Source organism: Picosynechococcus sp. PCC 11901 (assembly GCF_005577135.1).
GTDB lineage: Bacteria > Cyanobacteriota > Cyanobacteriia > Cyanobacteriales > MRBY01 > MRBY01.
Genome location: NZ_CP040360.1, coordinates 1267412 through 1292934, shown reverse-complemented (window position 1 = coordinate 1292934; position 25523 = coordinate 1267412). Strand labels below are relative to the sequence as shown.

The window sequence follows — 25523 nt, the reverse complement described above, 5'->3', positions numbered from 1 at the left end:
TAGGCGACGGCAAAGCTCAACATACGGATTTCATGATTCATCAACCCCCCGCAGGTGCCAGGGATTTATTACCCCTCGAAGTGGCTCAAAAGGCCTGGATTAATGACAATCTCCAACGGGTTTTTCAACAGTGGGGCTACCAGCGGATCGTCACCTCTACTTTGGAATGGTTGGAGACGCTCACGGCTGGCGGGGCGGTGGATCGCACAAAGGTCATTCAACTACAAACGGCAGAAAGTCAAGCTTTGGGTTTGCGTCCAGAGTTAACGGCCTCGATCGCCAGGGCGGCTGTCACCAGAATGGCCGAAAATACCTTTCCCCAACGGCTTTGTTACCGGGCCAATGTATTTCGCCATCCCCCCCGGGGCAGCCACGGCAAACAAATGGAGTTTTACCAAGCGGGGGTAGAGTTACTCTTTGCGGCAGGAATTGTGGCGGATGCAGAAATTTTATTGCTCCTGGCAGATTCCCTCGACGCCCTGGGTCTAGACGATTGGCAGTTAATTTTAGGGGAGGCGGCCCTGGGGCGATCGCTCTTGGATCCGTTTCCTGAACCAGTAAGGGAAACAGTTCGTCATTGTGTGGCCAATTTAGACCGGGTTGGGTTGCAGGAATTGCCCCTGGATGAGGATCTCAAGGCCTATGCCCTGGACATTTTTGATCTGCGTGGCGAGCCAGAAACCGTATTGGCGCGGGTGAGTCAGTTTGATCTGGGGCCAGAGGCGCAGGAAATCGTCGCGAATCTTAAGGCTCTCTTTACGTTATTGGCTGGGAGTACCCGAAAACAACTGCCAATTATCTTGGATTTAACCCTAATTCAGACCTTTGATTACTACACGGGCATTGTGTTTGAGGTGGTTAATTTTGCCAATCATCAGTCTTATATCTTGGGTCAGGGTGGCCGCTATGATCAGCTTCTGGGCTTGTATCATCCCCAACGGGAAAATCACCCCGGTATTGGCTTTTGCTTGAATATTGAAGAACTACACACCTGTCTGTTGACAAGTCCCCAACTACCTAAACAACTCGCTGGCAGTGCTTGGCTGGTGATTGCGACGGAACCCAATGCCCAGCAGCAGGTATTTCACTATGCCCAAACCCTCCGCCAAGGGGATGAAATGGTGCGCGTCGAAGTGGAACTGGGAGGGCGATCGCCTGCGGAAATTTATGCCTATGCCCGCAGCAGCCACATTACCCACCTCGCCTGGATTGACCCCAGTGGCGAACCCAAACTCGAAACCCTCTAACTTAAATTCTGTTTCCTCAAGATTTTTGAATCACTGCTAACGAAAAAATGCTTACCATTGCCATTCCCAAAGGTGGCCTCCTCCCAGAGGCGATCGCCCTCCTCCAACAAGTCGGGTTAGACTTTAGCGCCTTCCTCGATAAAAAAAATCGCCAACTGCAAATCACCGATCCCACTGGCACCGCCCGGGCGATGCTCGTGCGCACCCATGACGTTCCTGTCTATGTCGAATATGGCCAGGCCCAACTAGGCTTTGCGGGTTACGATGTCCTCCGGGAGAAAAAACCCGATGTCGCAAATCTGTTAGACTTAGGGTTTGGTGGTTGTCGCCTCTCCGTTGCCGTCCCCAAGGCCAGCCCCTACAAAAATCCCCGGCAACTCCCCCCCAACTGCCGTGTAGCCTCCAAATTTGTTAATTGCGCCAAAGACTACTTCCGCGATCTCGATCTCCCCATCGAAGTCATCCCCCTCCACGGCTCCGTCGAACTCGGCCCCATTACTGGTATGTCCGAGGCGATCGTTGACCTTGTTTCCACTGGGAATACCCTCAGGGAAAATAACCTCGAAGAAGTTGAAGTGCTCTTCCATAGCACCGTCCGCCTCATTGCCCACCCCACCAGCTACCGCGCCAACCGTCACAATATGCTCGATTGGGTGCAAAAATTGGAGCAAATCCTCTAAATTTTTGGGCAAATGGTAACAAGGTTTGCTGACAAATTCCTAAAAAATATTTCAGCATCGCCCCAAGATCCGTTACAATGCATTAAGAAATCGTTCCTAGATCTTGACCTGAACTCCGTTCTTTACTAGAAACTGCATGACCACAAAACCGACAATCGCCATTTCCCATCTTGGTTGTGAAAAAAACCGCATCGATTCCGAACATATGATTGGGCTATTGGTAAATGCTGGTTATGAGGTCGATGCAAACGAAGAACTGGCCGATTACGTCATCGTCAACACCTGTAGCTTCATCGAGGATGCCCGCGCCGAATCTGTGCGTACCCTAGTGGAATTGGCAGAGGCAAACAAGAAAATTGTCATTTCCGGTTGCATGGCGCAACATTTCCAAGAGCAGCTTTTAGAAGAATTGCCTGAAGCTGTCGCCCTCGTAGGCACTGGGGATTATCACAAAATTGTTGACGTGATTCAACGCACCGAACAGGGCGAGATTGTGAAGGAAGTTTCCCAAGAAATCACCTATATCGCTGACGAAACTGTGCCCCGCTACCGCACCACCAACGAAGCGGTGGCTTATCTCCGGGTGGCGGAAGGCTGTGATTACCGCTGTGCCTTTTGCATCATCCCTCACCTCAGAGGGGATCAGCGATCGCGCCCCATTGAGTCCATCGTGGCTGAAGCCAAACAACTGGCTGACCAAGGTGTCCAGGAAATTATTCTGATTTCCCAGATCACCACCAACTACGGCAAAGATATCTACGGCAAACCCAAACTGGCAGAACTCCTCAGAGCCTTGGGTGAAGTCGATGTGCCTTGGATCCGCATCCACTATGCCTATCCGACGGGGTTGACCCCTGAGGTGATCGCGGCGATGCGTGATACCCCCAACGTTATTCCCTATCTGGATCTCCCGCTACAACATTCCCATCCAGATATTCTTCGGGCGATGAATCGTCCTTGGCAAGGTCGCGTCAATGATCGAATCATTGAAGACCTGAAAGAGGCGTTACCCGATGCAATTTTGCGCACCACCTTTATCGTGGGTTTCCCCGGCGAGACGGAAGAACACTTCCAGCACCTCGTGGATTTTGTGAAACGTCACGAGTTTGATCATGTGGGTGTGTTTACTTTCTCGGCTGAGGAAGGAACCCCTGCCATTGATTTACCGAACCAACTACCGCAATCTGTCAAAGATAGCCGTCGGGATGCTCTGATGGAAATTCAACAACCGATTGCTGCCCGCCGCAATGAACTTTGTGTCGGACAAACGGTGGATGTGCTGATCGAACAGGAAAACCCAGCGACTGGTGAATTAATCGGGCGATCGCCTAGATTTGCTCCAGACGTTGACGGACTGGTATATGTCACCGGAGAAGCCTCCCTCGGCAGTATTGTCCCTGTTCAAATTACCGCTGCGGATATTTATGACCTCTACGGCACCATCGTGGAAGCATAACTAGACCGTCCAGCCACACCCCCGGCATTGTCCAGACTGCCAAGAAGCATCCAATCGGTTTTATTTCAAAGAACCCAGTTTGGGAAAAGGGTTGGGGGAGGGATTGCCCTTAGATGAGACGCATTCCCAATTTTTGTCAAACCTTAGCAAAAACCCATCCATAAACCTTACAACTTTTTTATGACCACTTCTTTTCAAACCATCGGCTTATCCGACGCCCGCGTTGACCTGTTAGAAAATATTGGCTTCGAGAAGCCCACCGAAATTCAAAGTAAAGCGATCCCCGCAATCCTCGAAGGACGGGACGTGGTGGGACTATCCCAAACAGGTACAGGTAAAACCGCCGCCTACTCCCTGCCTTTCCTTGAAAAAATTGACCTGGAACAAAAGACCGTCCAAGGTTTGATCCTCACTCCCACCCGTGAACTGGCGGTGCAGGTGACCCAGTCCCTCAAGGAATTCGCCGTGGATCGTCGTCTCTGGGTGCTCACCGTCTGCGGTGGTCAATCCATGGAACGGCAAATTCGCAGCCTGCAAAAGGGCGTCCACATTGTTGTGGGCACGCCGGGCCGGGTCATCGATCTTCTCGAACGGGGTAAGTTGTCTTTTGAAGAACTCCGTTGGGCAGTGCTTGACGAAGCCGATGAAATGCTCAGTATGGGCTTCATTGATGATGTGAAAAAGATTTTGCGTCAGTCCCCCAAAACACGCCAAACGGTTTGTTTCTCGGCGACCATGCCCCCCGCAATCCGGGATCTGGTGGAAAATTTCCTCAATGACCCGATCAATATCACGATCAAACAACCTCAGGTAACCCCCGACCGCATTGCCCAAGAGGTTTACATGATTCCGCGCGGTTGGTCAAAAACCAAAGCCCTCTTGCCCATCTTGGAAATGGCAAATCCGGAATCGGCGATTATCTTTGTGCGCACGAAACGGACAGCTTCAGAGTTGACCAATGAGTTGGTTGAAGCGGGCCAAAGTGCCGATGAGTACCACGGCGACCTCAACCAAAACCAACGGGAAAAACTGGTACGTCGCTTTAAAGACGGCAAAATCAAGATGATCGTCGCCACGGATATTGCGGCGCGGGGTCTGGACGTGGAAAATCTCAGTCATGTGATTAACTTTGATCTGCCAGATAATACGGAAAGTTACATTCACCGCATCGGTCGGACGGGTCGGGCTGGTAAAACGGGTACTGCGATCGCCCTCGTCGAACCCAGCGATCGCCGGTTGTTGCGTCAAATTGAACGGCGCGTCAAACAGTCCCTCAAAGTTTCGACTATTCCGAGCCGCACTGAAGTAGAAGCCCAACGGGTGACCCGCCTGGAAACCCAAGTACGGGAAGCCTTGGCTGGAGAACGGATGGCCTCTTTCTTGCCGATTGTGAAGCGTTTGGGTGATGAGTATGATCCCCAGGCGATCGCCGCGGCGGTATTGCAAATGATGTACGACAATAATTCCCCCGAATGGCTCAACGAAGATTGGGAAGTACCAGAAGTCAACACTAAGACAGGTCTCCCCAAGCCGACGAAAAAAGGTGGCCGCAGCGGACGTCGTTCTAACTACAAAGGGAGTGGCGGTGGCTACAAAGGCGATCGCTCCCGGGGACGCCGTTCCTACAGTTCCAACCATTCCTAAAAATGTGATATCGCTGACTCTTCAGGTGAGCCAACTCACTAAATCTAGGGGAATGCGACAAGCATTATAGAAATAAAAAAGAGCCTCCACTTCTCATCGGAAATGGAGGTTTTTCTTTGGGTAAAGCTTTATAAAAATGCAGCTTTAGTGGTGTATTTAAAGCACGGCAATACATTCAATTTCGACGAGGACATCCTTCGGCAGACGCGCCACCTCAACACAAGCGCGGGCCGGAGCAGTGGCTTCATCAAAGTAGGTGGCATACACAGCATTAACCGCCGCAAAATCATTCATATCCTTGAGAAAAACGCCCGTTTTCACAACATTTTCCCAGGTGGCACCAGCTTCTTGTAATACCGCCGCTAAATTTGCCATGACTTGTTTCGTTTGGGCTTGGACATCCCCCTCAATAATTTGGCCCGTGGTTGGATCAAGGGCAATTTGGCCAGAACAAAATAACATCTTGCCTGAAGCGGCGATCGCCTGGTTATAGGGGCCAACGGGGGCAGGGGCATGATTAGTTTGAATAACTTGTTTTTCCATCACTAAATTCTTAAAACCGTTAAAAAATTGCAGATCACGTTAAGCACCCAGACGGGGACGCATCCCGTGGTGGCGGTAAGACCAATAATCCTGCAAAATGCGCCCATGATCAAAACATAAATTTTGCGGAACTTCCCACGGCTGAAAAATGCCGACCGTTTTCGCATCATCTGCCGCTTTGGGGTCTCCCGTTGCCGTAGCGATAAAGACCACACTAATGGTGTGTTGGCGTGGGTCACGGGCAGGGTCGGAGTACACACCCAATTGCTCAACCAATTGCACCTCTATGGAAATCTCCTCTAAAGCTTCCCGTTTGGCGGCTGTCTCTACTGTTTCGCCATAATCCACAAAGCCCCCTGGAATTGCCCAACCAAAGGGTTCACGTTTGCGTTCAATCAAAATAATTGGTCGATGGGGGCGATCGCAGAGTTCAACAATGATATCGACAGTGGGAGCGGGATTACGGTAAGCCATGGCAGAGAAAGGCAAGTGCAATCAGGATCATAGCAGTTTCTCTAAAGCCCGCGAGTAGACTTATTGTCTTCTTAGGAATTTTTTCGGGTCATGTTCGCTAGCTCAATTTGGCGCGCCCGGAGATGTTGCCAACTGCTGCCAGCTCCTTCGACGATGCCCCTGGCGATTAACCCAAGGGCTCGGCCAATCACATTGGTCAGCACATAAACTAAAATTTCACCGAGCCAGGCCACGAGGGCGCGAATCCGGGGGGCAAGGGCATCCCTCAGTTCCAGGAGAATCGTCACCAGCCAGGGAATCCCCTCAAGGTTGGCGAGTTCTGCGGATCGGGGCTGGTAAACGGCCGTTTGCACGATGCCGACTGGACTAACGCTCAAAAATTGATGTTGACTTTCAAAAATGGCCTTCGGTTCTAACCAATATTTGCGCAGGCGATAGGCCCACGATAGATCATTGCGAAAACGGGCAATATTGCGGGAAGAGCGCAGTTTTGGCTGGTAAATTTCTGCCTTGAGTAATTCTGGCTCCGGTAAGGTATTCAAGATAAATTGCAGGATATCGTTACCGACGGTGATCAACAAATTTTCTAAAATGAGTTGGCTGCGTTGCAGGGCTTCCCTGGCCTCAAGGCGATAGGTGACATTATCAATCTTGAGGGGCTGGTCTTGTAGTAAATAGGCGAATAAGTCGTCGCTTTGGGGTAGTCTTTGGTTTAGGCCTGGGGCATTGGCGATCGCCACCCGATTGAGCAACTCCAAAAAGCCCTCGGCCTGATTGTCAGCGGTGAGGTGGTAGCGGCCAATAAATTCCTGGGCACTAAATTTCCAGAGGTTGCGAATGCTGCGTTGATGTTGCGCTTGGAAGGCTTCGGGATCTAAATTTTTCCACTGGGGATCATTAAAAATAAAATTGAGTTGTTGCAGAATGATGTAGAGCAGTTCCCGTCGTTTTTCTGGGGTGACAATCTCTAGTTCTAGGCTACTGCCAGTGGCATTTTTCAGGGAGCCATTGAGCTTCACAAAGGTCTTTTCGAGGAGGGTTTGCCAGCGGCTATTGGTCGTCGTGATCTCTACGGGCGAGGCAATGGCGATCGCCCCGGCGGGAGGCGTTTGGGGCTGGGCGGGAGGAACTGTATTGAGGAAAATGGCACTTTGGGGCAGACAATTGCGCAGGAGCCAGGCTGCTGTTTTGAGTTCCCGTTGTTGTCCAGCGAAAACGGCACGGTACAGAGGCGGGAGATTCTCTTGGGCGAGGTAGGTTTCGACGCGATCTAGGGCTGTGTAAATCTGGTTGAGACCCCGGCGACGCATCCCAGCGAACAAATTTTGGTTAATGCCCTGGGGACGTTGGGACCAAACTTTACCACCAGCGGCGATGGTACTCAGCTCCGGGACGAGATCGGCGATCGCCAAGCCTTTCGGGAAATAACCTGCTAGTCCATCCCGTTTCGCCTGTAAGATCCGCTCTGAATCCAGTTGTGCCGTGCAGAGGACTAGGGGCGTTGTGGGGTAAAGGCGTTGCAGTTCGCGGTATCGACGCCAATGACGATCCCCCTGCCAGGCGGGATCACAGAGAATCAGATCCAAATCCTTGCGGGGGGATGCTGCCAAAATGGTGCTGAAATTTTCTGCGGCGATCGCCCAATCTGTTTCCTGGGCCAAAGCAGTACAAAAGCCTAGACGAAAAATGGGATCATCATCTACCAACAGCAGTTTCATGGGAAGCTTACGAATGTCTTACACTGAGTTACCAATGCTCCCAGTGTACTGGTTGACGCCTGTAATACATCGCTCCCCACAAACTTCTTGTGGATTTTTTGCTTAGGGGCCACTTGTTAACCCCTTCAGGACGACGAAACTAGATGAGCGCAGGGTTTGAATTATTCCCCAATAATTTCAGGCTGGGTCAGTTCGTCGGACATCTCGATAATGGCGCGGATCGGCGGCTTCATTAACGGATCTTCAACGGCATCAAATTCTTCGTAACGGCGGCGCTTAGCCCGCTGAGCCACCTGCACAGTAATGCGGTAACGATTGGATGCGGCCTGCATGAGATCTTCAGCCCGGTGCATAATTTCTGCAGAATCGAAGGAGCTACGTTTTTGCATACGAGGTGGTAATAAATCTGTGGGTTGGGTGTTCAGGCTTTCCATTATAACGGTGTGGGGGAGTTCGCCTGGTTATTCTTCCATGAGGCGATCGCGCTCTAAGAGCAGTAAATCTCGCAGTTGATTCGTATCCAGTTCCGTCAGCCAATTTTCTCCCGTATCAACGGTTTGTTCGGCCAGTTCTTTTTTGCTGGCGATCATGGCACTAATCTTTTCTTCGAGGGTGCCGGTACTGACGAATTTATGCACCTGGACATTTTGTTTCTGGCCAATGCGGAAGGCGCGGTCGGTGGCCTGGTCTTCTACCGCCGGATTCCACCAGCGATCGACGTGGAACACATGGTTGGCGCGGGTTAAATTCAATCCGGTGCCCCCTGCTTTGAGGGACAGGATAAAAATAGGCGGGCCATTGGGATCATTTTGGAAGCGATCGCACATCTGTTGGCGGGCCTCCCGTCGGGTCGCTCCGTAGAGGAAAAGGACATCCTGGCCGAGGCGTTCCTGGAGGTAGGGTTGGAGCAGTTTCCCCCACTCGGAAAATTGGGTGAAGATCAAGGCGCGATCGCCTTCGGAGATTAATTCTTCGAGCATTTCTTCAAGGCGGAGTAGCTTGCCGGAACGGGGGGCGAAATTTTTGCCGAGTTTGGGTTTGCTCTGGAGCAGTACAGGGTGATTACAAAGCTGTTTGAGCCGTAGCAGCAGGGTGAGAATTAAGCCGCGCCGTTGGATGCCGTCGGTGTTTTCGATTTCCGCAAGGGATTCATCCACCAGTTTTTGGTAAAGGTTGGCTTGGTCTTTCGAGAGGCTACAAAAGACTTCCATTTCCTGTTTTTCGGGCAGGTCTTGGATAATTGTCTTGTCGGTCTTGAGGCGACGCAGGATAAAGGGTTGGGTCAGCTTACGGAGGCTCTGGAGGGTTTGGCGATCGCCATATTTTTCGATGGGAATCGCAAAGCGCCGTTGGAAAAATTGTTGCGTACCGAGGAAATTGGGATTGAGAAAATCAAGGATTGACCAGAGTTCCTTGAGGCGATTTTCCACAGGGGTTCCCGTGAGGGCAATGCGAAAACCACTGTCGAGGTCACGCACCGCTTGGGACTGTTTCGCCTGGGGATTCTTGATATTTTGGGCTTCGTCGAGGATCATGCCCTGCCAAGACACAGTCGCTAAATCTTTTTGATCCCGAAAAACCAAGGAATAGCTGGTGAGAATCACGTCATATTTTTGGGCCGTGCTCGCAAAGGTTTTTCCTTTGACGCGGCGATCGCCATGGTGAATCAAGGTTTTTAAGCTGGGGGCAAACTTGTGAAGTTCTCGTTCCCAGTTACTGACCACGGAGGTGGGACAGACCAATAGCACTGGCTGGGTTAGTTTTTTGTTTTCCTGGAGGGTTAATAAAAAGGCGATCGCCTGGATTGTTTTCCCTAGGCCCATATCGTCGGCGAGACAAGCCCCCAAGCCCCATTTTTGTAAAAAGCTCAACCAGCTCATCCCCTTGTGCTGGTAGGGCCGGAGCGTTCCTTGGAGCGAGTCAGGCGGCTCAATTAGCTTCAGGGCTTCATTATTTGTTAGATGATCGAGGAGTTCTCGCAACGCCCCCGACGCCTCAAAGCCAACCACGGGCAACTTCGCAAACACCTGGCCCGGTTCTGCCCCCAAGCGCAGGGCGTCCTCGACCCGCAGTGGTTGTTCAGCCATTTTTGTTTGGTAAATTTCCTGGGCGGCCCGCACATCGGTGGGTTGGAGGGCGAGCCATTGACCATTGACTTCTACCAAAGGCGATCGCCGCGCGAGGAGATCCTGAAATTCCCGTTCTGTGAGAGTCGTTTCGCCAACGGCCACCTCTAGTTTGTACTGCAATAGACTCTGGAGGTTTAAGCGACTTTCATCTTTGACCTGGGCAGAAATTTTAATGCCCAGGCGTACTTCATTACTCCCGGCCTCTAAACCTGCTGGTAGGATGACCCCCAAACCCTTGTCGCGCAGTTGCCAGGCCGCCGAACGGATAAACTCATAGGCTTGGATCGCATCAAGGGGACAACCACAGGGCTGCGGCCCCCCTAAACTTTCACCAATGGGTTCGTACAACCGGGACGCCAGGCCTAGACCCTTTAATAAAATTTCCTGGGGTTGGCTGGGATCTTGCCAAACTTGATCCGCCGTGACAATATTTTCTGCATTTCCCAAGGCCTGCAAACCATATTGCAATTGCCAACTGTTTTGGTCTGCGGTGGGGGGTAGCAGTTGAAAGCAGGCACGAAATAGGGGCTGATTCAGGGCAAAATCCGGCGGATTTACCAAATATTCCCGCACGGGAAACATCCAATTTTCGTAGGCATGGCCCAGTTGACGGGGCAGATCTTCAAAGGTGGCCTTAGCTTTGGAAAGGCGATCGCACCAGGGAAACACCACAGAGGTTTTCGGAAAATTTTGCAGGGGCTTGGCATGGGGGCGCACCTGGGCATCGACCACCGCCGTGAGAAAACTCAATAACACCTGGGCTGGCCTTTGACCGACCGCACAAATGCCTGGCATCTGTTGCAAAAACTGGGCAAACCGCTGTTGTTCTGTGACGCTATCTAACAAAGGTACCCACGTCGCTAGGGCTTCTCCCGTTGGGAGGAGGGTCACATGGGGCAGAAATTTACGCCGCACAACTAAATCAAGGCTCCAGCGGCACACCTGCCACCAAAACCGGAGATCCCCCGCGAGGGCGTCATCGGTGAGGGGTAATATTTGAATAATATTCGTTGCTTGGCGGGCATTTAGGGCAAGGCCCATAATTTGCCAGTCGGCCCAATCGAGCTGATCGGGAATCTGGGTTTGATTAGACAAGAGTGGGATCGAGGGTTTGGTCTTGGTGCCTTTGGTACTGGGTAGAGAAAGCGTCGTTTCTAACCATTGGGCATTTTCTGGCACCGTCACCCCATAGGCCTGGAGTTGGGTTTCGAGGCTTTGGCGATCGCCCCCAAAAGGATAAGCGGGCGGGCTGACTGCGGACTCACTGCGCCAGACCTCACTCCACAGGAAAAAGTAGGATTGCTGTGCCTGAAAAATCCAAGTGCCGTGTACCAGTGCCATAGACGATATGTATTTGTCGAGAAAAACGGACGCAGCAGGATTCGAACCTGCGACCGACCGCTTAGAAGGCGGTTGCTCTATCCACTGAGCTATGCGTCCAAGGGTTTTGGGCTAATAAAGTATAGCAGATTGAAGTTTGGCTGTAGACCCCGATCTATCTCCATTGCCGGGGATAAAATTCTACTCGCTGCGGAGGGCAACAATCGGGTCTAAACGGGCCGCCTGTCGAGCCGGAAACACCCCAAAAAATAAGCCAATTCCCCCAGAAACACCTACCGCCATCACAATGGCTGTCACAGAAATAGGGGCCGCCAGGGGGGTCAAGACATTGGCGAGAAACACTCCCCCCAAGCCTAGACCTGTCCCAAAGATCCCACCAATCCCTGCGAGAATTACCGATTCAATCAGGAACTGATACAAAACGTCGTTTTCTGTGGCACCAAGGGCTTTACGGAGACCAATTTCTTTTGTCCGCTCGGTGACAGACACCAACATAATATTCATAATGCCGATCCCACCAACGAGGAGAGAAATACCGGCGATCGCCGCCAACATTGTGGTTAAAGCCCCGGTAATCGTATTCGCCACATCCAATAAATCCTGTTGACTTTGGACACTAAAATCATCCTCATCGACAATCTTATGGCGGAGCCGCAATAGATTTTCGATCTGAAACGTCATCGCCCTGACTCGGTCTTCACTTTCGCCGGAGACGGAAATAAAGGTTAACTCGGTGCCATAGGGAGACGTGCGTCCCACCACCTGGTTCGACATTGTGGTGAGGGGCATATAAACGGCGTTGTCTTGGTTTGTGCCAAAGGAAGCCCCCTTTTCTTCTAAAACACCAATCACATCGAAGGTGAGGTTTTTGACCCGGAGTTTTTGGCCCACCGGCTCGATGTTTGGGAAAAGCTCCGTGGCAATCTCAGAGCCAATCACAGCAACGCGCTTGTTGCGCTCCACATCACTATCGGTCACAAACCGGCCTTGGGCTAGGGTAAATTCGCGCACATCAATGAATTCGGGGGTAATCCCCAAGAGCAGAGAATCTTTATTAATCCCCCGAAATGTCACTAAACCACGACTATTAATCTGGGGCGCCACCGCCGCTACGTTTGGCACCTGTTCGGCGATCGCCTGGGCATCTTCCCAAACGAGGGTCTTGGGTAAATCGATGGTGGTGCGTTGGGCCGCCCGGGAGCCGGGAATGATAAACAAAACATTGGAACCGAGGGATTCAAACTGCTCTGTGGCTAATTTTTGGGCACCTTGGCCTAAACCGACCATGGCAATCACGGACGCATTGCCGATGATGATGCCGAGCATCGTTAAACCACTGCGCATTTTGTTGGTGCGGAGGGTGGCGATCGCCATTTGTAAATGCTCAAACAGATGTAATCCCATGGGGCCGTCGTCGATAAAGGTGCTTCTTCTCTACTGTACGCAAAAGACCCAAGCCCTGGCAGAATTTTGTCCGAAAAAAGCTCAATGGTTCACGAGGCAATCGTACTGACTCTGGTTAATGCGGCCCGCTTGGAAAAGGGTTTCGGTGATTTCAGAAATGGTTAAAATGGCGTGGGCTTGATATCCCTGGGCCTGGAGCCGATCCTTAACGCCCGCTTCGTGGTCAATGAGAACCACCATCTCCTTCACGGTAAGGCCCGCCGACTCCAGTTTTTTCGCCCCCTCAACGATACTTTTGCCCGTAATCAGCACGTCATCGACGACCAGAATCGTTTCCCCTGGCTCAAAATGGCCCTCAATCACCCGCCTCGTCCCGTGGGCCTTGACTTCCTTACGGGGGAAAATCATCGGGTAATTTAATTTCAGAGCCAACCCCGTTGCCGTGGGGAGCGAACCATAGGGAATCCCCGCAATGCGGTCAAATTTCAGGTTTTTGGCGATCGCCCCGTAGGCATTGAGCACCTGGTTAAAAACCTGGGGGTTAGAAATAATTTTGCGCAGATCAATGTAATAGGAGAACGTCGCTCCGGAGGCCTGGACATATTCCCCAAAGAGCAAACAGCCCAGGTCAAACAACTGCACAATCAACTCCGCCTGGGGGTGCGCTGCGGGGAAATTTGTCGGTACTTGGAGCAAATCACACCGGGCGTTGCTGGGGGTATAACGCTGGCGGATGTCTTCGATCTTTTGCCGTAGCTGGGCGACGGGTTGCCGACAATCGGTTTGGCTGAGGTCATCGTTAGGAATGGGAATTAAGAGGCCAGACCCATTGGAATTTAAGCCCTGGTGCACGATTTCTTCGAGGTTTTCGCTCCGTTGCCAGATACTGCGGGCAAGGATCCACCGTTCCGGAGCAATAGCACGCACTTGGCGAAAAACCGCCGGGCGATCGCCCCCAATTTCTAGGAAAAGTTGTTCCGGGGTGCCCCACTGTTTGATTTCTTGGATCAGGTGCAGATAAAAAGGCCGTTGCGGGTCGGGGTAATTTTGCAGGGGAAAGGCGCCGGGGTTAGAGGTGCGGCATTGCAAGAAAACGCCTTTGTCGGGATAGAGCAAAAAAGGGGCAACGTGGTCTTGGCCCGGGTAGGCGCTGAGGGTGACTGCATCCACTTGCCACGCCTCAAAAATCGCCTGGGCGAAAAGGCTGCTGGTATTGAGATCGGCGTGTTTCGCATCGAGAATAATGGGGATATCAGGCGGAATATGGGCTAAAACCGTTTCTAACAGTTGCAACCCCGGCACCCCCAAGGCTTGATAAAAACCGAGGGTCGGCTTGTAGGCGCAGACGAGATCCTGGGTCTGGTCAATGATCCCCAAAAGCCACGTTTTCAGGTTCTGAATTAAATCTCCGGTGCGTAAAGTATCCGGCAGCATTTCCGGGTTCGGATCGAGACCGGCCACGAGGAGAGTCTTTTGGGCGGCGATCGCCCCGGTGAGTTTTTCGGTGAAAGTTGCGGGTGCTAGCTCCAATCCTGTTGCTCCTCGCCATGGCGTAGATGTTTGTAGGCCCGCCCGGCCGCATGGATTTCCCTTGTTTTGGCGAATAAAGCTTCCTCTGTCAGGCCCCACTGTTGGAACAGCAATTTCAGATCCTGCTGAATTTCCCTCGCCCCAGGGAAGCCGTCATAGCGCAGATGGAGCCGTGCCAATTCCACCAGGGCATTTTCTGTGGGTTCTCCCTTGAGGAGACTATCCACAATCAGGCGATCGCGGTTGGCTTGGGGATGGACTTGATCTTGTTGGGGCATCGGCGCGAATGGAACTAACAGTGCAAAAAGGGCTAAATCATGGCGCAAGACTGAAGGAACTTTCTCGTCAACTATTGCGTTAAGCCGTGCTTGAGGGCGTAGCGTACCAATTCTGTCCGACTATTGGTTCCCGTTTTGCTAAATAGGCGACTAACATACTTTTCGACATTGCGGACGCTGGTTTCTAGCTCCTTGGCAATTTCTTTATTCATTAGTCCCTGGGCCACGAGATCGAGGACACTTTGCTCCCTAGGGGTCAGGTCAATTTTTAAAGGCGGTGGGGTGGTGACCAGTTGATTTTGCTGACCGAGAAATTGCTTAATCTCCCGGAGATCCTGAGCAATGCCTTCGAGATTGCTGCCGCCACCGTCTTGTTGTTCGGCGATCGCCGCTTCTCTGGTGAGGAGATTTTTGACAATCGCTTCGAGTTCTTCGGGTTCAAAGGGTTTCGGTAAATAGGCATCACAGCCTGCTTGGTAGCCTTGGATGCGATCGCCAGTCATGCCACGGGCCGTTAGAAAAATTACCGGAAGCGTTTTAAAGCGCGGATCTTCGCGCAGTTGCTCCAAAAACTGATAGCCATCCACCTGGGGCATCATAATGTCAGAAATGACCAAATCCGGTGTAAACGTTTGCAAAACATCCCAGGCTTTTGTGGCATTCTCAGCGGTGGTGACGGTTAGGGCTTCATCATCTTCTAAATAGGCTTGAACCGCCTCCCGGACGCCCGGTTCATCATCGACAAGCAAAATATTGTAGCGTTTATCCATCGCCCATTTTCCCCTTACGAAAGCGCATGATCTTGCCCCTGATTATAGCTTTTCGCGGTTTCGCCCTCTGTTGTTCTTTGTCGGAAATCACACCATGCTCAAGGTTTTCGTGTATGGCACCCTCCAGCCAGGAGAAGCAAATTTTCCCCGCTACTGTGCCCCCTATCACCCCCACATTGAGAAGGCTTTCATCCCAGGGAAGCTTTATCAGTTACCGGTGGGTTATCCGGCCCTCACCCCAGAGCCTGGCTGGGTAGAGGGTTGTCTGTTACGGTTCAAGGATCCCAAGGTTTTAGGGAAACTAGATGTCCTTGAAGATTATCAACCGGGGCGATCGCCAAGCCTCAATGAATATCAACGGCGTCAAGCGCCTGTTTACACGGAGACAAAAACGATCCTGACAGAGGCTTGGGTCTATGGGATGACCCCAGAAAAGGTTGTCCAACTGGGAGGGACGCCTTTTTCTGGTTCCCGCTGGACGGCTAACCAAAACTTCTCGAACTTCTAGGTGGGGCTAGAGTCACCATACCAAATGGCTTCAATTTGCTTGGCGATCGCCACCAATGTTTCTCGGTCATTCGTCTCACTTAAAACTGTGACATGACCCAGCTTGCGGCCTGGGCTGGCGCTGGTTTTGTCGTACCAGTGGACATGGCTATGGGGAAACTGGGTCAACATCTGCCGTTTGTGGGCATAGTTCCCCGTACTGTGCTCAAACCCTAGTAAATTCACCATCACCGCCCCAGGGGTGATCATCTTGGGGTTCCCTAAAGGCAGATCGGCGATCGCCTGGAGTTGCATTGCAAACTGCGAAGTCTGACAAGCATCCAAACTAAAATGGCCGGAATTGTGGGTGCGGGGGGCGATCTCATTCACCAACACTTGTCCTTCGGGAGTGAGAAACAGCTCAATCCCCATAATGCCCACCAGATTTAACCCTTCAGCTAAGGTGCGGGCAATCTTTTCGACCTGATTCACTACATCTTGAGCGATCGCCGCAGGGGCCAGCACCCAACGACACACTTGATCAATCTGTTGGGTTTCCACCGTCGGAAAGGTGCGAATTTCTCCCCGGCGGTTGCGGGTCACCATCACCGCCAATTCCTGCTCAAAGGGCACAAACGTTTCTAAAAGTAAGGGAGTATCAGCTAAATCCGTTGGTAAAGTCTGTAACGCCGCAGCATCTTTCACGATAAATGTCCCTTTGCCGTCATAACCATGGCGACGGGCCTTCACGACCAGTGGAAATTCCCAACCAGAGGGTAGCGGTTCCCCCAGTTGCCAAGGGACAAAGGTCGGCACCGGAATGCCAAACCGTTGACAACAGCGCCGTTGATCATATTTATCCAACAGAGCAGCGAGAAAAGGCAGAGAAGGGAAGAATTTTGCCCCCCGTTTAACGAGGGTATCGAGGGCTTCGAGATCAACAAATTCATTTTCAAAGGTGACCACATGGCAGTTTTCCACCAGCTTGGCCGTAGACTCTAGATCGTCGATCGCCCCAATGATCACTTGATCGGCATTAGAAACCGCCGGATCACTGGCGTTGGGGGTTTGTACCCACAGTTCCATGCCGAGGCTCCGGGCTTCTGCTCCCATCATCCAGGCGAGTTGTCCGCCGCCAATGACACCCACTTTATGTTTCATGCTCTTGTTTTTGCCGTTTTTATATGGATTGCCCGTGCCCCATTAAACCCTAGGAGGGCTGCCGGATGTCAATTGTCTAGATCCGCGAGCCTAAGCCTGAGCTTTAGTTACCTCTGGGGCAGACTGGGTCTCAGAGGCGGTACTCTCTCTGGTTGCTTCTGTGGAAACCATCGCCGCCATTAACTGGTCTGGGTTGACGGTAAAGGGTAGGCGGTGGATGTCTGACTGGGGCTGACAGGTGATCTCTGCCACCTGGCGCAGCTCAGCCAAGGTCATTGTATTTAGACCGAGATCAGCGAGGCTCTTCGGTAAGCCAATATCGCGGTAAAACTGGAGGAGCTGTTGGCGGGCAGTCTCAGCCAGTTGACTTTTTTGGCAAATTTCTTCGAGACGGAGTTGCACCAAAATGCCATAGGCAACTTTTTCACCATGCAAAATGCCATGGGCCGCAGGTAGGTGGGTTAACCCGTTGTGAACCGCGTGGGCGGCTACGGTGCGACAGTTGGCCCCTCCCAAGCCACCGATCACGCCAGCGAGGAGAACTGTTGCATCAACGACTTCCTGCCATTCGGGACTGTGGACATCGGCGATCGCCTGGGAGGATTTTTGAAAGAGGAGATCTCGGAGAATCCGCGCTTCTTGGACGGCGGCAATGGTGAGGGTCTGGGGGGAATGGCCACTGCTGACGGAGGCTTCGTACCATTTGGCGATCGCATCCCCAATCCCGGCAATGAGAGTCCGTTGCGGCGCCGTGCGTACCAACTCGTAGTCCAGGATCAACAGATTCGGGCATTGCTCCAAGGCCACATCATATTGAAAGGCCCCTTGATCAGAATAAATATTCGACAGAGCTGTCCAAGCAGCACAGGTGGCCGCCGAGGTGGGCACGGTCACAATGGGGCAACGTTGCTGATGAGCAAGGAGCTTGGCCGTATCGAGGGCTTTACCGCCACCGATACCGATGACAAAATCTGCTTTGTGGGCTTTAAATTTTTTGTTGAGTTCCTTGAGGGACGCTTCGGAACAGTCAGGACTGTAGCTGCCACTGGCGAGATCGAGTTTTTCTTGCTCGGCTAGGGTTTGGAGCGGGGCTGCCAATTTTTCGAGGCTCTGCTGTCCTCCCACCACAAAAGGACGTTTTCCCCACCGGGCGATCGCCGCACCAGCTTGGGCCAGGGCGTTATTTCCCTTGAGCACTTGGGCCGGCGCAATCAGCACTTGCATGGGAACAGTTTGGGTTTGGGTAGCAGCAGGCTTTTTCATGGGTATTGGTAGCGAAGAAATGGCGACGAAACGGTTGAGAAAAACTTCCCTAGATCCTAACTAATCGCATTGGGTTGGGGCAGCTTTTTGAGATTTTCTGGATAAAGCTGGATGTCCAGGGCCCCATTTTCACGGTCGGCAATGGCGCGTTGGACTTGACCTAGATAGAGGGGTTCGGAAACGCCGGGTTCGGGGTGACTCATCACCCGGAGGCGCACGGTAAATTTATTATCGCCATTGCCAATGCGTCCGTAGGAAAAGAGGTCATTAGAAGCTTGGCGGAGGGTTGCATTGATTTCCTCGGCAGTCACTTCAGGCTTCACGGAGACAACAGCTAGGTTGGCACCATTGTCGTAGACCAGGGCATAGCGCACGGCCCCCGGCACAACACTACGGCTAAAGAGTCCTAAGCTGAGGCCAAACAAACCAATGGTAAGCACAATCATAAAGCCGGTGGTGCCGACTAAGCGGAAACGGATGCCCCACTTAAAAAGAAACGCGGCGATCGCCAAGACCGCAAAGAACAAGGTGGCGTAGGCAGACCACTGGGTATAAAGGGCAAAATCTAAATTTTCCATGGGTCAGTTCGGTAAAAACGTTTTGGCACAAGGCCAGTGCAGTTAATTAAGGGATCATTAAAAGTTGTGGCTTCCATTATCCCAGCAAGGGCCCCAAGAAAAAACCAGCGAGGCGATCGCTGGCATGACTCAAGCTTGTTGTTGTTTTTGCATCGAAAAAATACAAGATTTCAAACCACGCGTTCCCAGCACGAAGCCCGAAATATTTCTTTACACAACGCTAAGTGTAGCAGAACATACCATTTTTGATCAGGAAATTTTTCAACTTTTCGCGACATTTTCCCTCAGCCTGGGTCATGTCACATAGATTTATCACTGGGGAGATTTAGAATAATTGCCAATCCCGCGAAGATAAAGCCTTGAGTCGTTCTAGCCGCTGGGTGAGGTAGTGACGATCCAGTTGGCTGTTGTTAAAAATTTGAATACTGGTGAGACTGATGCGCCACGACCAAATATAAGCCAGTTGGGTGAGGGCCTGGAGAGCCGCCTGTTCCTGGGCGACAAAGGTGGTTTGGGACTCATAGCCCGCGATAAAGGCTTCTCGCACCCGTCGCTGGAGACCTGTGGTGAGTGCCCCCTGGAAAAATTTGCCAATTTCAAAGGCGCGCCAACCGTAACCGCATTGGTCAAAGTCGAAGAGGGTGAGCTGATGATCTTCGGTGAAATGGACGTTGCCGCAGTGGGCATCCCCCCAACAGACCGACCAGAGGGGCTTTTCCTTGGGGAGTTGCGCTAAAGTTTCGCGGATTTTGTGGGCAATGTCCTGCATGAAACCCCAATCCCGGGGGCGATCGCCAAAAAACGGCAAAATCACGCCCAAGGATTCATCCAACAGATACTCAAGATCTAGGGGTTTGCGCGGGTGGTCACAGATAAAGTCTTGGCTGACCTGATGGATCTGCGCCACCACTGCCCCTAAATGACGACTTTGGCTTTCGTTCCACCCCCCTAGGGCAATTTCCCCTGGGGCAAAGGGAAACAGAGTGGCATAGCGATCGCCTTCTGGGGCCTGAATTTTGACTGCCCATTCACCAGCTTCCGTCGGTAAAGGAGCCGCCACCGGTAAACCCTGGGCCTTGAGAAAATTTAAAAAATCTAGCTCGAAAAAAATTTCCGTGGGCGATCGCCAATGGTGATGGGAGACCCGCAAGACAAACGTATCCTGGGCTGCTTGCACAAAATAAATATCACTCAAGCCCCGATTCCATAACTCACATTGGCTGACGGTCTTAAGGCCATATTGCGGCAGCACACGCTCCCGGAGGGCGATCGCCGATAGCGTGGAGTAAATGACGGGGAAATCCGAGCAGACCATAGACCGCAGCCCCTCAGGTGCAGGACAAATCAACTATCAACCTAAAAAGATATGGGCCAAAAATCTGTAGCCCATGGCACCATCTTCCAGAACATCAAGAAAAAGTTTGCAATTCTTTTCTAAAATGGGATAAACGCTTATACCTACAGCTTTTGTCAACCTCGAAAAATAAAATGTTGCAAATTGTTACAAAACTTGTTAATCTTGAATCAAGATAAAAAACAACCTAATTTACCCCAGATAACAATATGGCTAAAAAATACCAAGGCAACATCATCGACGACCAAGGCAAAATGAACACCTTTGCCGTAGAGCCCACCGTTTACGTCCAAGAAAATCCCCGCGTCGGCTTTACCGAATACGCAGAAAAATTCAATGGTCGCGCCGCAATGATCGGTTTTGCTTCTTTACTTCTTCTCGAAATCTTCACCGGCCACGGTGTCATTGGTATTTTTCAGTAAGACCAGCAGCTTTTAATTTTTTCAAACAACATCTCAACAGCATAAGTTTGTGTAGGGCGGCCCTTGGTCGTCTTTTTTTTCGGCAAATTTCCTTAAAATAGGAGTCGCTGCCCGGTACTCCCGGTTAACTTTTTTAATTTCTCATTCAGATATTTAACGCCCATGCCCGTCCTCGTCGTCGCCACCGGAAACCCCGGTAAATTACAGGAAATGCAAGCCTATCTCCAGGATTTGCCCTGGGAATTGCAGCTCAAGCCCCCGGAACTCGACATCGAAGAAACAGGCACAACATTCCTCGAAAATGCAGCTCTCAAGGCCTCTCAAGTGGCAAAGGCCCTCAACCAATGGGCGATCGCCGATGATTCTGGTTTAGCCGTCGAAGCCCTCAACGGTGCCCCTGGTCTGTATTCAGCCCGCTACGGCACCACCGACCAAGAACGCATTGAACGTCTGTTAACGGAACTGGGCAACAATCCCAATCGCCGCGCGAAATTTATCTGCGCTGTGGCGATCGCCAAACCAGACGGTACCATTGCCGCCCAAGTCCAAGGAGACTGTCCCGGAGAAATTCTCCCGGAACTGCGGGGGGCAGGGGGCTTTGGCTATGACCCCATTTTTTATGTGCCAGAATATCAACAGACCTTTGCGGAAATGTCAGCGGCGCTCAAACATAACGTCAGTCACCGGGGCCAAGCCTTTGCACTGTTGTTGCCGCGTCTTGCCACACTCCTCGATTAACGATGCCTGCTCCCCCCACCCCAGAAGATCGCAACCCTGAAGCGTCCCTCCGAGAACTCCTTACCCTTGGGGGAATGTTTATCTGTGCGATCGCCCTCTTGATTTGGCTATTAAACTTCAGTGTCAACTGGCTCATTGTCCAGATGCCCGTGAGTTGGGAGCAACGGTTAGGGCAAGCCCTGGTCAAAATCTACGAACCCCAAGCCGAACCTTCGCCCGCCCAAGACGAACTCAATGCCCTGCTCGACCGCCTGGAAGCAGAAATTCCTGCTGGCGCTAAAGAAAAACGTGACTACCAACTCCTCTATATTCCCCAGGATGTGGTGAATGCCGCGGCCCTGCCGGGGGATACAGTATTGGTCTATCAAGGGTTGTTAGATCAAATGGACTCAGAAAACGCCTTAATGATGGTGTTGGGCCATGAAATCGGTCACTTTGCCAACCGAGACCATCTGCGTAATATTGGTCGGGCCCTCGTAATCCGTACAGTGATCTCTTCTATTTTTGGTGATGTCAGTTGGTTGGGAGATGTCGCGCAAATTGTCAGTACCTCACGCTTTTCCCAAGCCCAAGAAAAACAAGCCGATGAATATGGTTTGGATTTGCTCTATGCCACCTATGGACAGGTCGCTGGTGCAACGGATTTCTTTGAGGCGATGAGCCAAAAACAAGGGGCCAATTGGGATTTTCTTGCGACCCATCCGGCCCCCGCAAAGCGAGTGCAACACCTCAAAACGTTAATTCAGCAAAGGGGCTACCCCATCGGTGAATATACCCCTCTGCCAGAGGTATTAACCCAAGATTAATCTACCGCTGTTTGGGATGATTTCCCCCAAACAAGGCGAAAGCCTACTCAGGGGAGCAGGCTTACAATCCAAATTTAACTAACAAAAAGATTTACCAAACAACAAAACGAGGTTAACAACGAACCCAACAAGCGCTTCTCGAAAAACGATACCTAACAGGCAGTGATTATAGCCCGATTACCCGATTCCGTTAGGGGGAATAACCGAGTCTATCTTCAACTTGAAATGTTGAGAAGGACTTCTGGGCGAGACCGAACAAAGGAGGTACAACCGCTCAATCTCTTCGTCCGAATAAAAGCTTTTTCAGAACTTTTATTTTGTACCTTGCTTATAAGGTATCAGCAAAGATAGGTAGCGGTGATGGATACTTTATATCTTGTAATATTTGCTTATCGATCTCGCGGGCGATGTTGGCAACTCTTCTGAAGGAATAAGGGTTCAGGACTACATTCGGTCTAGCACCTCAATCCCCAGGAGAGATAAACCCAATTTGAGGGTGCGGGCCGTGGTGTCGGCGAGGATTAACCGGGAAATGCGGCGATCGCCTTCGGCCTTGAGGATCGGGCAAGCCTCATAAAATTGGTTGAATTTGCGGCTGAGGTCATAGAGGTATTCACAGAGGCGATTGGGCATCAGATCCTGCTCAACACTCATCAGAACTTCACTCAGTTGCAGTAAATGTTTGGCTAGGGTCAGTTCAGCGGCCTCTTCAAGAATAATCGGCGTATCGGTGGGTAGGGTGAGGGTGCTGAGGTCAATGCCCCCTTGGCGACTGACCCCTTGGACACGCACATAGGCATAGAGCATATAGGGTGCCGTGTTGCCCTGGAGCGCCAACATTTTATCGAAGCTAAAGATGTAATTACTGGTGCGATTTTGGCTCAGGTCAGCATATTTCACAGCTCCAATCCCGACCACCTGGGAGACTTTTTCGATGAAGTCTGCTGTTTCCTGGCGTTCATCTTCGGCGAGACGTTTTTCTAAATCAGCGCGGGAGCGGTTGACAGCTTCATCCAATAAATCCTTGAGCTTGATCGTATCGCCAGCACGGGTTTTGAGTTTTTTGCCATCTTCTCCTTGCACAAGGCCGAAGGGCACATGGGCAACTTCCACATCATCGGGTAAAAACCCAGCACGCTCTGCCACCTGGAACACCTGGGCGAAATGTCCGGCCTGACCAGAGTCTGTCACGTAGATGATCCGTTTGGCCTGATCTTCTGTGATGCGATAACGAATTGCTGCTAAATCAGTGGTGGCATAGTTAAAGCCCCCGTCGGATTTTTGGACAATCAATGGTAGGCGATCGCCATCTTTATTTTTAAACCCTTCGAGGAAAACACATTGCGCCCCGGCATCTTCTTCTAACAAACCCACTTCGTCCAATGCCGTTAGAACATCTGCCAGGTATGGATTGTAAAAAGACTCGCCCCGTTCCGTTAATTTGATATCTAGAATGTCATAGATCTTTTGAAATTCTCGGCGGGATTGTTCACAGAGCAATTGCCACGCTTTTTGACTTTCTTCGTCTCCAGATTGTAATTTTACGACTTGATTTCGAGAGGCTTCTTTAAAGGCTTCATCTTCATCAAAACGAACCTTTGCTTTTTTATAAAATGCGACCAAATCACCAATGTCGAGAACATCTGCTTTCGTTAAAGCATCGGGATAGGCTTCTTTTAAATAGGTGATCAACATCCCAAATTGCGTGCCCCAATCCCCCACATGGTTGAGGCGTAAAACATCCTGGCCCCGAAACTCTAAAATCCGTGCAATAGAGTCCCCAATAATCGTTGAGCGGAGGTGGCCGACGTGCATTTCTTTAGCAATGTTCGGACTAGAAAAATCTACAATGACTTTCTGGGGATTTTCTGCTGGCTCAATGGCAAGGCGATCGCTTTGCTGAACTTCCTTTAAAAGTGTGGCTAAATAGCTCGGTTTGAGGCTGAAGTTAATAAAACCAGGCCCGGCAATGGTCGGATTTTCACAAAGATCAGCAATGTCTAAAGCTTCGATAATACTTTGGGCAATTTCCCTAGGATTTTTCTTCAGTGTTTTCGTTAGCGATAGGGCGACATTAGACTGATAATCACCAAATTTCGGATTACTAGCAGGGACAACAAGGGGATCAGTATCTTTAAGATCTTCGCCAAATGCCTTGATCAGAGCCTCAGAAACAGCCGTTTTTAATTGCGACAAAATAGATTTCATGATAAATGATTGTTTTTTTAGTTTTAGTTATAAAAAAGAGTTTTATATTTTGTTTGCTGTAAAAGAAATATGCGAATTAGTTTGGCGAAATATTATTCTTACTTGAAGATCGCATTGACAAACATCTTTTTTTAGATATGTTTCAATTCAATTAATCTTGAATGTATTCTGTGCCGGAAAGAAGGGCGATTTCTGCTTTGACAAATTCCCGTCCGAGATATAGGGCATGATCTAACTTGGAAATGGGACAGGGATCGGCTTTTTCGGTGATTTCAATGCCTAATTCTTTTGCGGTGCGGCCAGTGTAAACAGTGACATGAGTCCGTTCTAAACTACCTTTGCAGGCGAGGACTTCTCCGGTTTCTGGATCTGTGGCTAAACCTTTATCGTTAATCGTATTGGTGTAATGTTTCGCGCAAATTAAGCCTTGTTCACGGTCTAGGTAGATAATAAAATAACCGTCGGGATCGAGGTCAATAAACCGATTGGATAATTCGTTGTCAAGTTTAGCCCGTTCTTCGGCGTTAACAGTCATGGTGAAGGCAGTAATCTTGGATGGCGTTTGGCACAGCTTTTTAGTATAGCCTACGGGGTTTCGTCACCAAAAATTCTTGAACTAAAAGGCGATCGCCTAAAAATCACCAAATTTTCGCGAGGGATAATGTAAATCCTGGCAGTTCAGGATCGGCACTGACTGTGTCCGGATTTTCGAGAATTTGGGGCGATTGCTGGGGTCGATAGATGTGGACGGTGCGGTTTTGGCGATCAATGAGCCAAGCCAAAGACACACCATTTTCCAGATATTCCACCATTTTTGCTTGTAGCGTTTTGAGGGCATCACTTTTGGAACGCAACTCAATTACAAAATCGGGACAAATCGGCGCAAAGGAATTTTTCTCCTCATCGCTTAGGTTGTCCCACTTTTCACGGCGCATCCAAGACGCATCGGGGGAACGGGTCGCGCCATTAGGCAACGTAAAACCGGCACTCGAATCAAAGCCTAGACCTGTACCATCCTGTTCGCTCCATAACCAAAGATAAGCAGCGAGATTAAAATTTCGATTGCCAGTATCCGAAGTGGCAGGGGACATAATGATGACTTCTCCTGTGGCAGTTTGTTCGATGCGTAATTCAGGGTTGGCGCGGCAAAAGGCGTAAAATTCATCTTTTTCCATTTTGGCGATCGCCGGAAAGGAGACTTCAAGAGGAGCCAGATTACTTTGAATCAAGAGAGTGGTTGCCATGGTGGGTTTTCCCGTGAGCCAGATGGTTTTATTTTAGCTTTGCCCCCGG

General features: G+C 50.9%; 24 protein-coding genes and 1 tRNA gene. 8 read left to right on the top strand and 17 right to left on the bottom strand.

Features of this window, described 5'->3' with window-relative positions:
- The first annotated feature begins 32 nt into the window (after positions 1 to 32).
- From FEK30_RS07195 to FEK30_RS07180, 4 genes are all read left to right on the top strand, one after another.
- On the top strand, positions 33 to 1247 hold the full coding sequence (locus FEK30_RS07195; RefSeq protein WP_138072615.1) for an ATP phosphoribosyltransferase regulatory subunit: 1215 nt from the start codon (positions 33 to 35) through the stop codon (positions 1245 to 1247).
- Between the two features lie 47 nt (positions 1248 to 1294).
- Positions 1295 to 1927 carry an ATP phosphoribosyltransferase gene (gene hisG, locus FEK30_RS07190; protein WP_012306250.1) on the top strand — a complete coding sequence of 211 codons (633 nt, stop codon included), beginning with the start codon at positions 1295 to 1297 and terminating at the stop codon, positions 1925 to 1927.
- A gap of 136 nt (positions 1928 to 2063) precedes the next feature.
- Positions 2064 to 3383, top strand: coding sequence for a 30S ribosomal protein S12 methylthiotransferase RimO (gene rimO / locus FEK30_RS07185; RefSeq protein ID WP_065710156.1), 1320 nt, complete (start codon positions 2064 to 2066; stop codon positions 3381 to 3383).
- 180 nt (positions 3384 to 3563) lie between these two features.
- Positions 3564 to 5027 (top strand): DEAD/DEAH box helicase, encoded by a 1464-nt coding sequence (locus FEK30_RS07180; RefSeq protein WP_012306248.1) that lies wholly within the window; start codon positions 3564 to 3566, stop codon positions 5025 to 5027.
- 156 nt (positions 5028 to 5183) lie between these two features.
- Here FEK30_RS07180 and FEK30_RS07175 read toward each other — a convergent pair whose 3' ends face one another.
- The 10 genes from FEK30_RS07175 to FEK30_RS07130 all read right to left on the bottom strand — a co-directional run bounded on the left by FEK30_RS07175 (position 5184) and on the right by FEK30_RS07130 (position 15214).
- Entirely contained in the window at positions 5184 to 5570 is a 387-nt protein-coding gene (locus FEK30_RS07175) for a RidA family protein (RefSeq protein ID WP_138072614.1), read from the bottom strand.
- Positions 5571 to 5609: 39 nt separating this feature from the next.
- The gene (locus tag FEK30_RS07170) at positions 5610 to 6044 is read right to left on the bottom strand and encodes an NUDIX domain-containing protein (protein ID WP_138072612.1); all 435 of its coding nucleotides are present in this window, start codon (positions 6042 to 6044) and stop codon (positions 5610 to 5612) included.
- A 71-nt stretch (positions 6045 to 6115) separates the two neighbouring features.
- Positions 6116 to 7762: a DUF3685 domain-containing protein gene (locus FEK30_RS07165; protein WP_138072610.1), complete on the bottom strand. Its 1647-nt coding sequence runs from the start codon at positions 7760 to 7762 to the stop codon at positions 6116 to 6118.
- 161 nt (positions 7763 to 7923) lie between these two features.
- Entirely contained in the window at positions 7924 to 8151 is a 228-nt protein-coding gene (locus FEK30_RS07160; RefSeq protein ID WP_012306244.1) for a DNA-directed RNA polymerase subunit omega, read from the bottom strand.
- Positions 8152 to 8223: 72 nt separating this feature from the next.
- Positions 8224 to 11232, bottom strand: a complete 3009-nt coding sequence (locus tag FEK30_RS07155) for a sll1366 family intein-prone helicase (RefSeq protein ID WP_138072608.1) — start codon at positions 11230 to 11232, stop codon at positions 8224 to 8226.
- A 26-nt stretch (positions 11233 to 11258) separates the two neighbouring features.
- Positions 11259 to 11331 (bottom strand) — tRNA-Arg (locus FEK30_RS07150).
- 81 nt (positions 11332 to 11412) lie between these two features.
- On the bottom strand, positions 11413 to 12636 hold the full coding sequence (locus tag FEK30_RS07145; protein ID WP_065710153.1) for an ABC transporter permease: 1224 nt from the start codon (positions 12634 to 12636) through the stop codon (positions 11413 to 11415).
- Positions 12637 to 12717: 81 nt separating this feature from the next.
- A complete protein-coding gene (locus FEK30_RS07140) occupies positions 12718 to 14166 on the bottom strand; it encodes a bifunctional orotidine-5'-phosphate decarboxylase/orotate phosphoribosyltransferase (protein ID WP_138072606.1) in 1449 nt (482 codons plus the stop codon).
- Complete coding sequence (locus tag FEK30_RS07135) at positions 14157 to 14444, bottom strand: DUF3288 family protein (protein ID WP_030005865.1); 288 nt, start codon at positions 14442 to 14444, stop codon at positions 14157 to 14159. Before FEK30_RS07135 ends, FEK30_RS07140 begins: the two co-directional genes overlap by 10 nt.
- 71 nt (positions 14445 to 14515) lie before the next feature.
- A complete protein-coding gene (locus tag FEK30_RS07130) occupies positions 14516 to 15214 on the bottom strand; it encodes a response regulator transcription factor (RefSeq protein WP_138072603.1) in 699 nt (232 codons plus the stop codon).
- A gap of 94 nt (positions 15215 to 15308) precedes the next feature.
- On the opposite strand from FEK30_RS07130, the gene FEK30_RS07125 reads away from it, so the two are divergent.
- On the top strand, positions 15309 to 15722 hold the full coding sequence (locus FEK30_RS07125; RefSeq protein ID WP_138072601.1) for a gamma-glutamylcyclotransferase family protein: 414 nt from the start codon (positions 15309 to 15311) through the stop codon (positions 15720 to 15722).
- Here FEK30_RS07125 and FEK30_RS07120 read toward each other — a convergent pair.
- The 4 genes from FEK30_RS07120 to FEK30_RS07105 form a co-directional block, all read right to left on the bottom strand.
- Positions 15719 to 16861: a 5-(carboxyamino)imidazole ribonucleotide synthase gene (locus FEK30_RS07120; RefSeq protein WP_138072599.1), complete on the bottom strand. Its 1143-nt coding sequence runs from the start codon at positions 16859 to 16861 to the stop codon at positions 15719 to 15721. The two genes, FEK30_RS07125 and FEK30_RS07120, sit on opposite strands and share 4 nt — an antisense overlap.
- 90 nt (positions 16862 to 16951) lie before the next feature.
- A complete protein-coding gene (locus FEK30_RS07115) occupies positions 16952 to 18124 on the bottom strand; it encodes an iron-containing alcohol dehydrogenase family protein (protein ID WP_138072597.1) in 1173 nt (390 codons plus the stop codon).
- Positions 18125 to 18180: 56 nt separating this feature from the next.
- Entirely contained in the window at positions 18181 to 18702 is a 522-nt protein-coding gene (locus FEK30_RS07110; protein ID WP_138072595.1) for a Ycf51 family protein, read from the bottom strand.
- Positions 18703 to 19027: 325 nt separating this feature from the next.
- Complete coding sequence (locus FEK30_RS07105; protein ID WP_012306234.1) at positions 19028 to 20017, bottom strand: phosphotransferase enzyme family protein; 990 nt, start codon at positions 20015 to 20017, stop codon at positions 19028 to 19030.
- A gap of 248 nt (positions 20018 to 20265) precedes the next feature.
- On the opposite strand from FEK30_RS07105, the gene FEK30_RS07100 reads away from it, so the two are divergent.
- From FEK30_RS07100 to FEK30_RS07090, 3 genes are all read left to right on the top strand, one after another.
- On the top strand, positions 20266 to 20478 hold the full coding sequence (locus FEK30_RS07100; protein ID WP_012306233.1) for a high light inducible protein: 213 nt from the start codon (positions 20266 to 20268) through the stop codon (positions 20476 to 20478).
- Between the two features lie 162 nt (positions 20479 to 20640).
- The gene (rdgB, locus tag FEK30_RS07095; RefSeq protein WP_138072592.1) at positions 20641 to 21216 is read left to right on the top strand and encodes an RdgB/HAM1 family non-canonical purine NTP pyrophosphatase; all 576 of its coding nucleotides are present in this window, start codon (positions 20641 to 20643) and stop codon (positions 21214 to 21216) included.
- A gap of 2 nt (positions 21217 to 21218) precedes the next feature.
- Positions 21219 to 22022: a M48 family metallopeptidase gene (locus FEK30_RS07090; RefSeq protein ID WP_030005859.1), complete on the top strand. Its 804-nt coding sequence runs from the start codon at positions 21219 to 21221 to the stop codon at positions 22020 to 22022.
- Positions 22023 to 22466: 444 nt separating this feature from the next.
- Here the strand turns inward: FEK30_RS07090 and argS are convergent, their stop codons facing one another.
- The 3 genes from argS to FEK30_RS07075 all read right to left on the bottom strand — a co-directional run bounded on the left by argS (position 22467) and on the right by FEK30_RS07075 (position 25474).
- On the bottom strand, positions 22467 to 24230 hold the full coding sequence (gene argS, locus FEK30_RS07085; protein ID WP_138072590.1) for an arginine--tRNA ligase: 1764 nt from the start codon (positions 24228 to 24230) through the stop codon (positions 22467 to 22469).
- A 151-nt stretch (positions 24231 to 24381) separates the two neighbouring features.
- The gene (locus FEK30_RS07080) at positions 24382 to 24765 is read right to left on the bottom strand and encodes a DUF4346 domain-containing protein (RefSeq protein WP_030005857.1); all 384 of its coding nucleotides are present in this window, start codon (positions 24763 to 24765) and stop codon (positions 24382 to 24384) included.
- Between the two features lie 103 nt (positions 24766 to 24868).
- Positions 24869 to 25474, bottom strand: coding sequence for a Uma2 family endonuclease (locus tag FEK30_RS07075; RefSeq protein WP_065710143.1), 606 nt, complete (start codon positions 25472 to 25474; stop codon positions 24869 to 24871).
- Positions 25475 to 25523 lie beyond the last annotated feature (49 nt).

Coding starts and splice junctions, on each gene's coding strand:
- FEK30_RS07160 (WP_012306244.1), bottom strand. CDS start 8,151: ATGCAAAAACGTAGCTCCTTCGATTCTGCAGAAATTATGCACCGGGCT.
- FEK30_RS07130 (WP_138072603.1), bottom strand. CDS start 15,214: ATGGATAAACGCTACAATATTTTGCTTGTCGATGATGAACCGGGCGTC.
- FEK30_RS07090 (WP_030005859.1), top strand. CDS start 21,219: ATGCCTGCTCCCCCCACCCCAGAAGATCGCAACCCTGAAGCGTCCCTC.
- FEK30_RS07135 (WP_030005865.1), bottom strand. CDS start 14,444: ATGCCCCAACAAGATCAAGTCCATCCCCAAGCCAACCGCGATCGCCTG.
- FEK30_RS07175 (WP_138072614.1), bottom strand. CDS start 5,570: ATGGAAAAACAAGTTATTCAAACTAATCATGCCCCTGCCCCCGTTGGC.
- FEK30_RS07170 (WP_138072612.1), bottom strand. CDS start 6,044: ATGGCTTACCGTAATCCCGCTCCCACTGTCGATATCATTGTTGAACTC.
- FEK30_RS07165 (WP_138072610.1), bottom strand. CDS start 7,762: ATGAAACTGCTGTTGGTAGATGATGATCCCATTTTTCGTCTAGGCTTT.
- FEK30_RS07115 (WP_138072597.1), bottom strand. CDS start 18,124: ATGAAAAAGCCTGCTGCTACCCAAACCCAAACTGTTCCCATGCAAGTG.
- rimO (WP_065710156.1), top strand. CDS start 2,064: ATGACCACAAAACCGACAATCGCCATTTCCCATCTTGGTTGTGAAAAA.
- FEK30_RS07180 (WP_012306248.1), top strand. CDS start 3,564: ATGACCACTTCTTTTCAAACCATCGGCTTATCCGACGCCCGCGTTGAC.
- rdgB (WP_138072592.1), top strand. CDS start 20,641: ATGCCCGTCCTCGTCGTCGCCACCGGAAACCCCGGTAAATTACAGGAA.
- FEK30_RS07080 (WP_030005857.1), bottom strand. CDS start 24,765: ATGACTGTTAACGCCGAAGAACGGGCTAAACTTGACAACGAATTATCC.
- FEK30_RS07110 (WP_138072595.1), bottom strand. CDS start 18,702: ATGGAAAATTTAGATTTTGCCCTTTATACCCAGTGGTCTGCCTACGCC.
- FEK30_RS07105 (WP_012306234.1), bottom strand. CDS start 20,017: ATGGTCTGCTCGGATTTCCCCGTCATTTACTCCACGCTATCGGCGATC.
- FEK30_RS07195 (WP_138072615.1), top strand. CDS start 33: ATGATTCATCAACCCCCCGCAGGTGCCAGGGATTTATTACCCCTCGAA.
- hisG (WP_012306250.1), top strand. CDS start 1,295: ATGCTTACCATTGCCATTCCCAAAGGTGGCCTCCTCCCAGAGGCGATC.
- FEK30_RS07125 (WP_138072601.1), top strand. CDS start 15,309: ATGCTCAAGGTTTTCGTGTATGGCACCCTCCAGCCAGGAGAAGCAAAT.
- argS (WP_138072590.1), bottom strand. CDS start 24,230: ATGAAATCTATTTTGTCGCAATTAAAAACGGCTGTTTCTGAGGCTCTG.
- FEK30_RS07120 (WP_138072599.1), bottom strand. CDS start 16,861: ATGAAACATAAAGTGGGTGTCATTGGCGGCGGACAACTCGCCTGGATG.
- FEK30_RS07155 (WP_138072608.1), bottom strand. CDS start 11,232: ATGGCACTGGTACACGGCACTTGGATTTTTCAGGCACAGCAATCCTAC.
- FEK30_RS07100 (WP_012306233.1), top strand. CDS start 20,266: ATGGCTAAAAAATACCAAGGCAACATCATCGACGACCAAGGCAAAATG.
- FEK30_RS07145 (WP_065710153.1), bottom strand. CDS start 12,636: ATGGGATTACATCTGTTTGAGCATTTACAAATGGCGATCGCCACCCTC.
- FEK30_RS07075 (WP_065710143.1), bottom strand. CDS start 25,474: ATGGCAACCACTCTCTTGATTCAAAGTAATCTGGCTCCTCTTGAAGTC.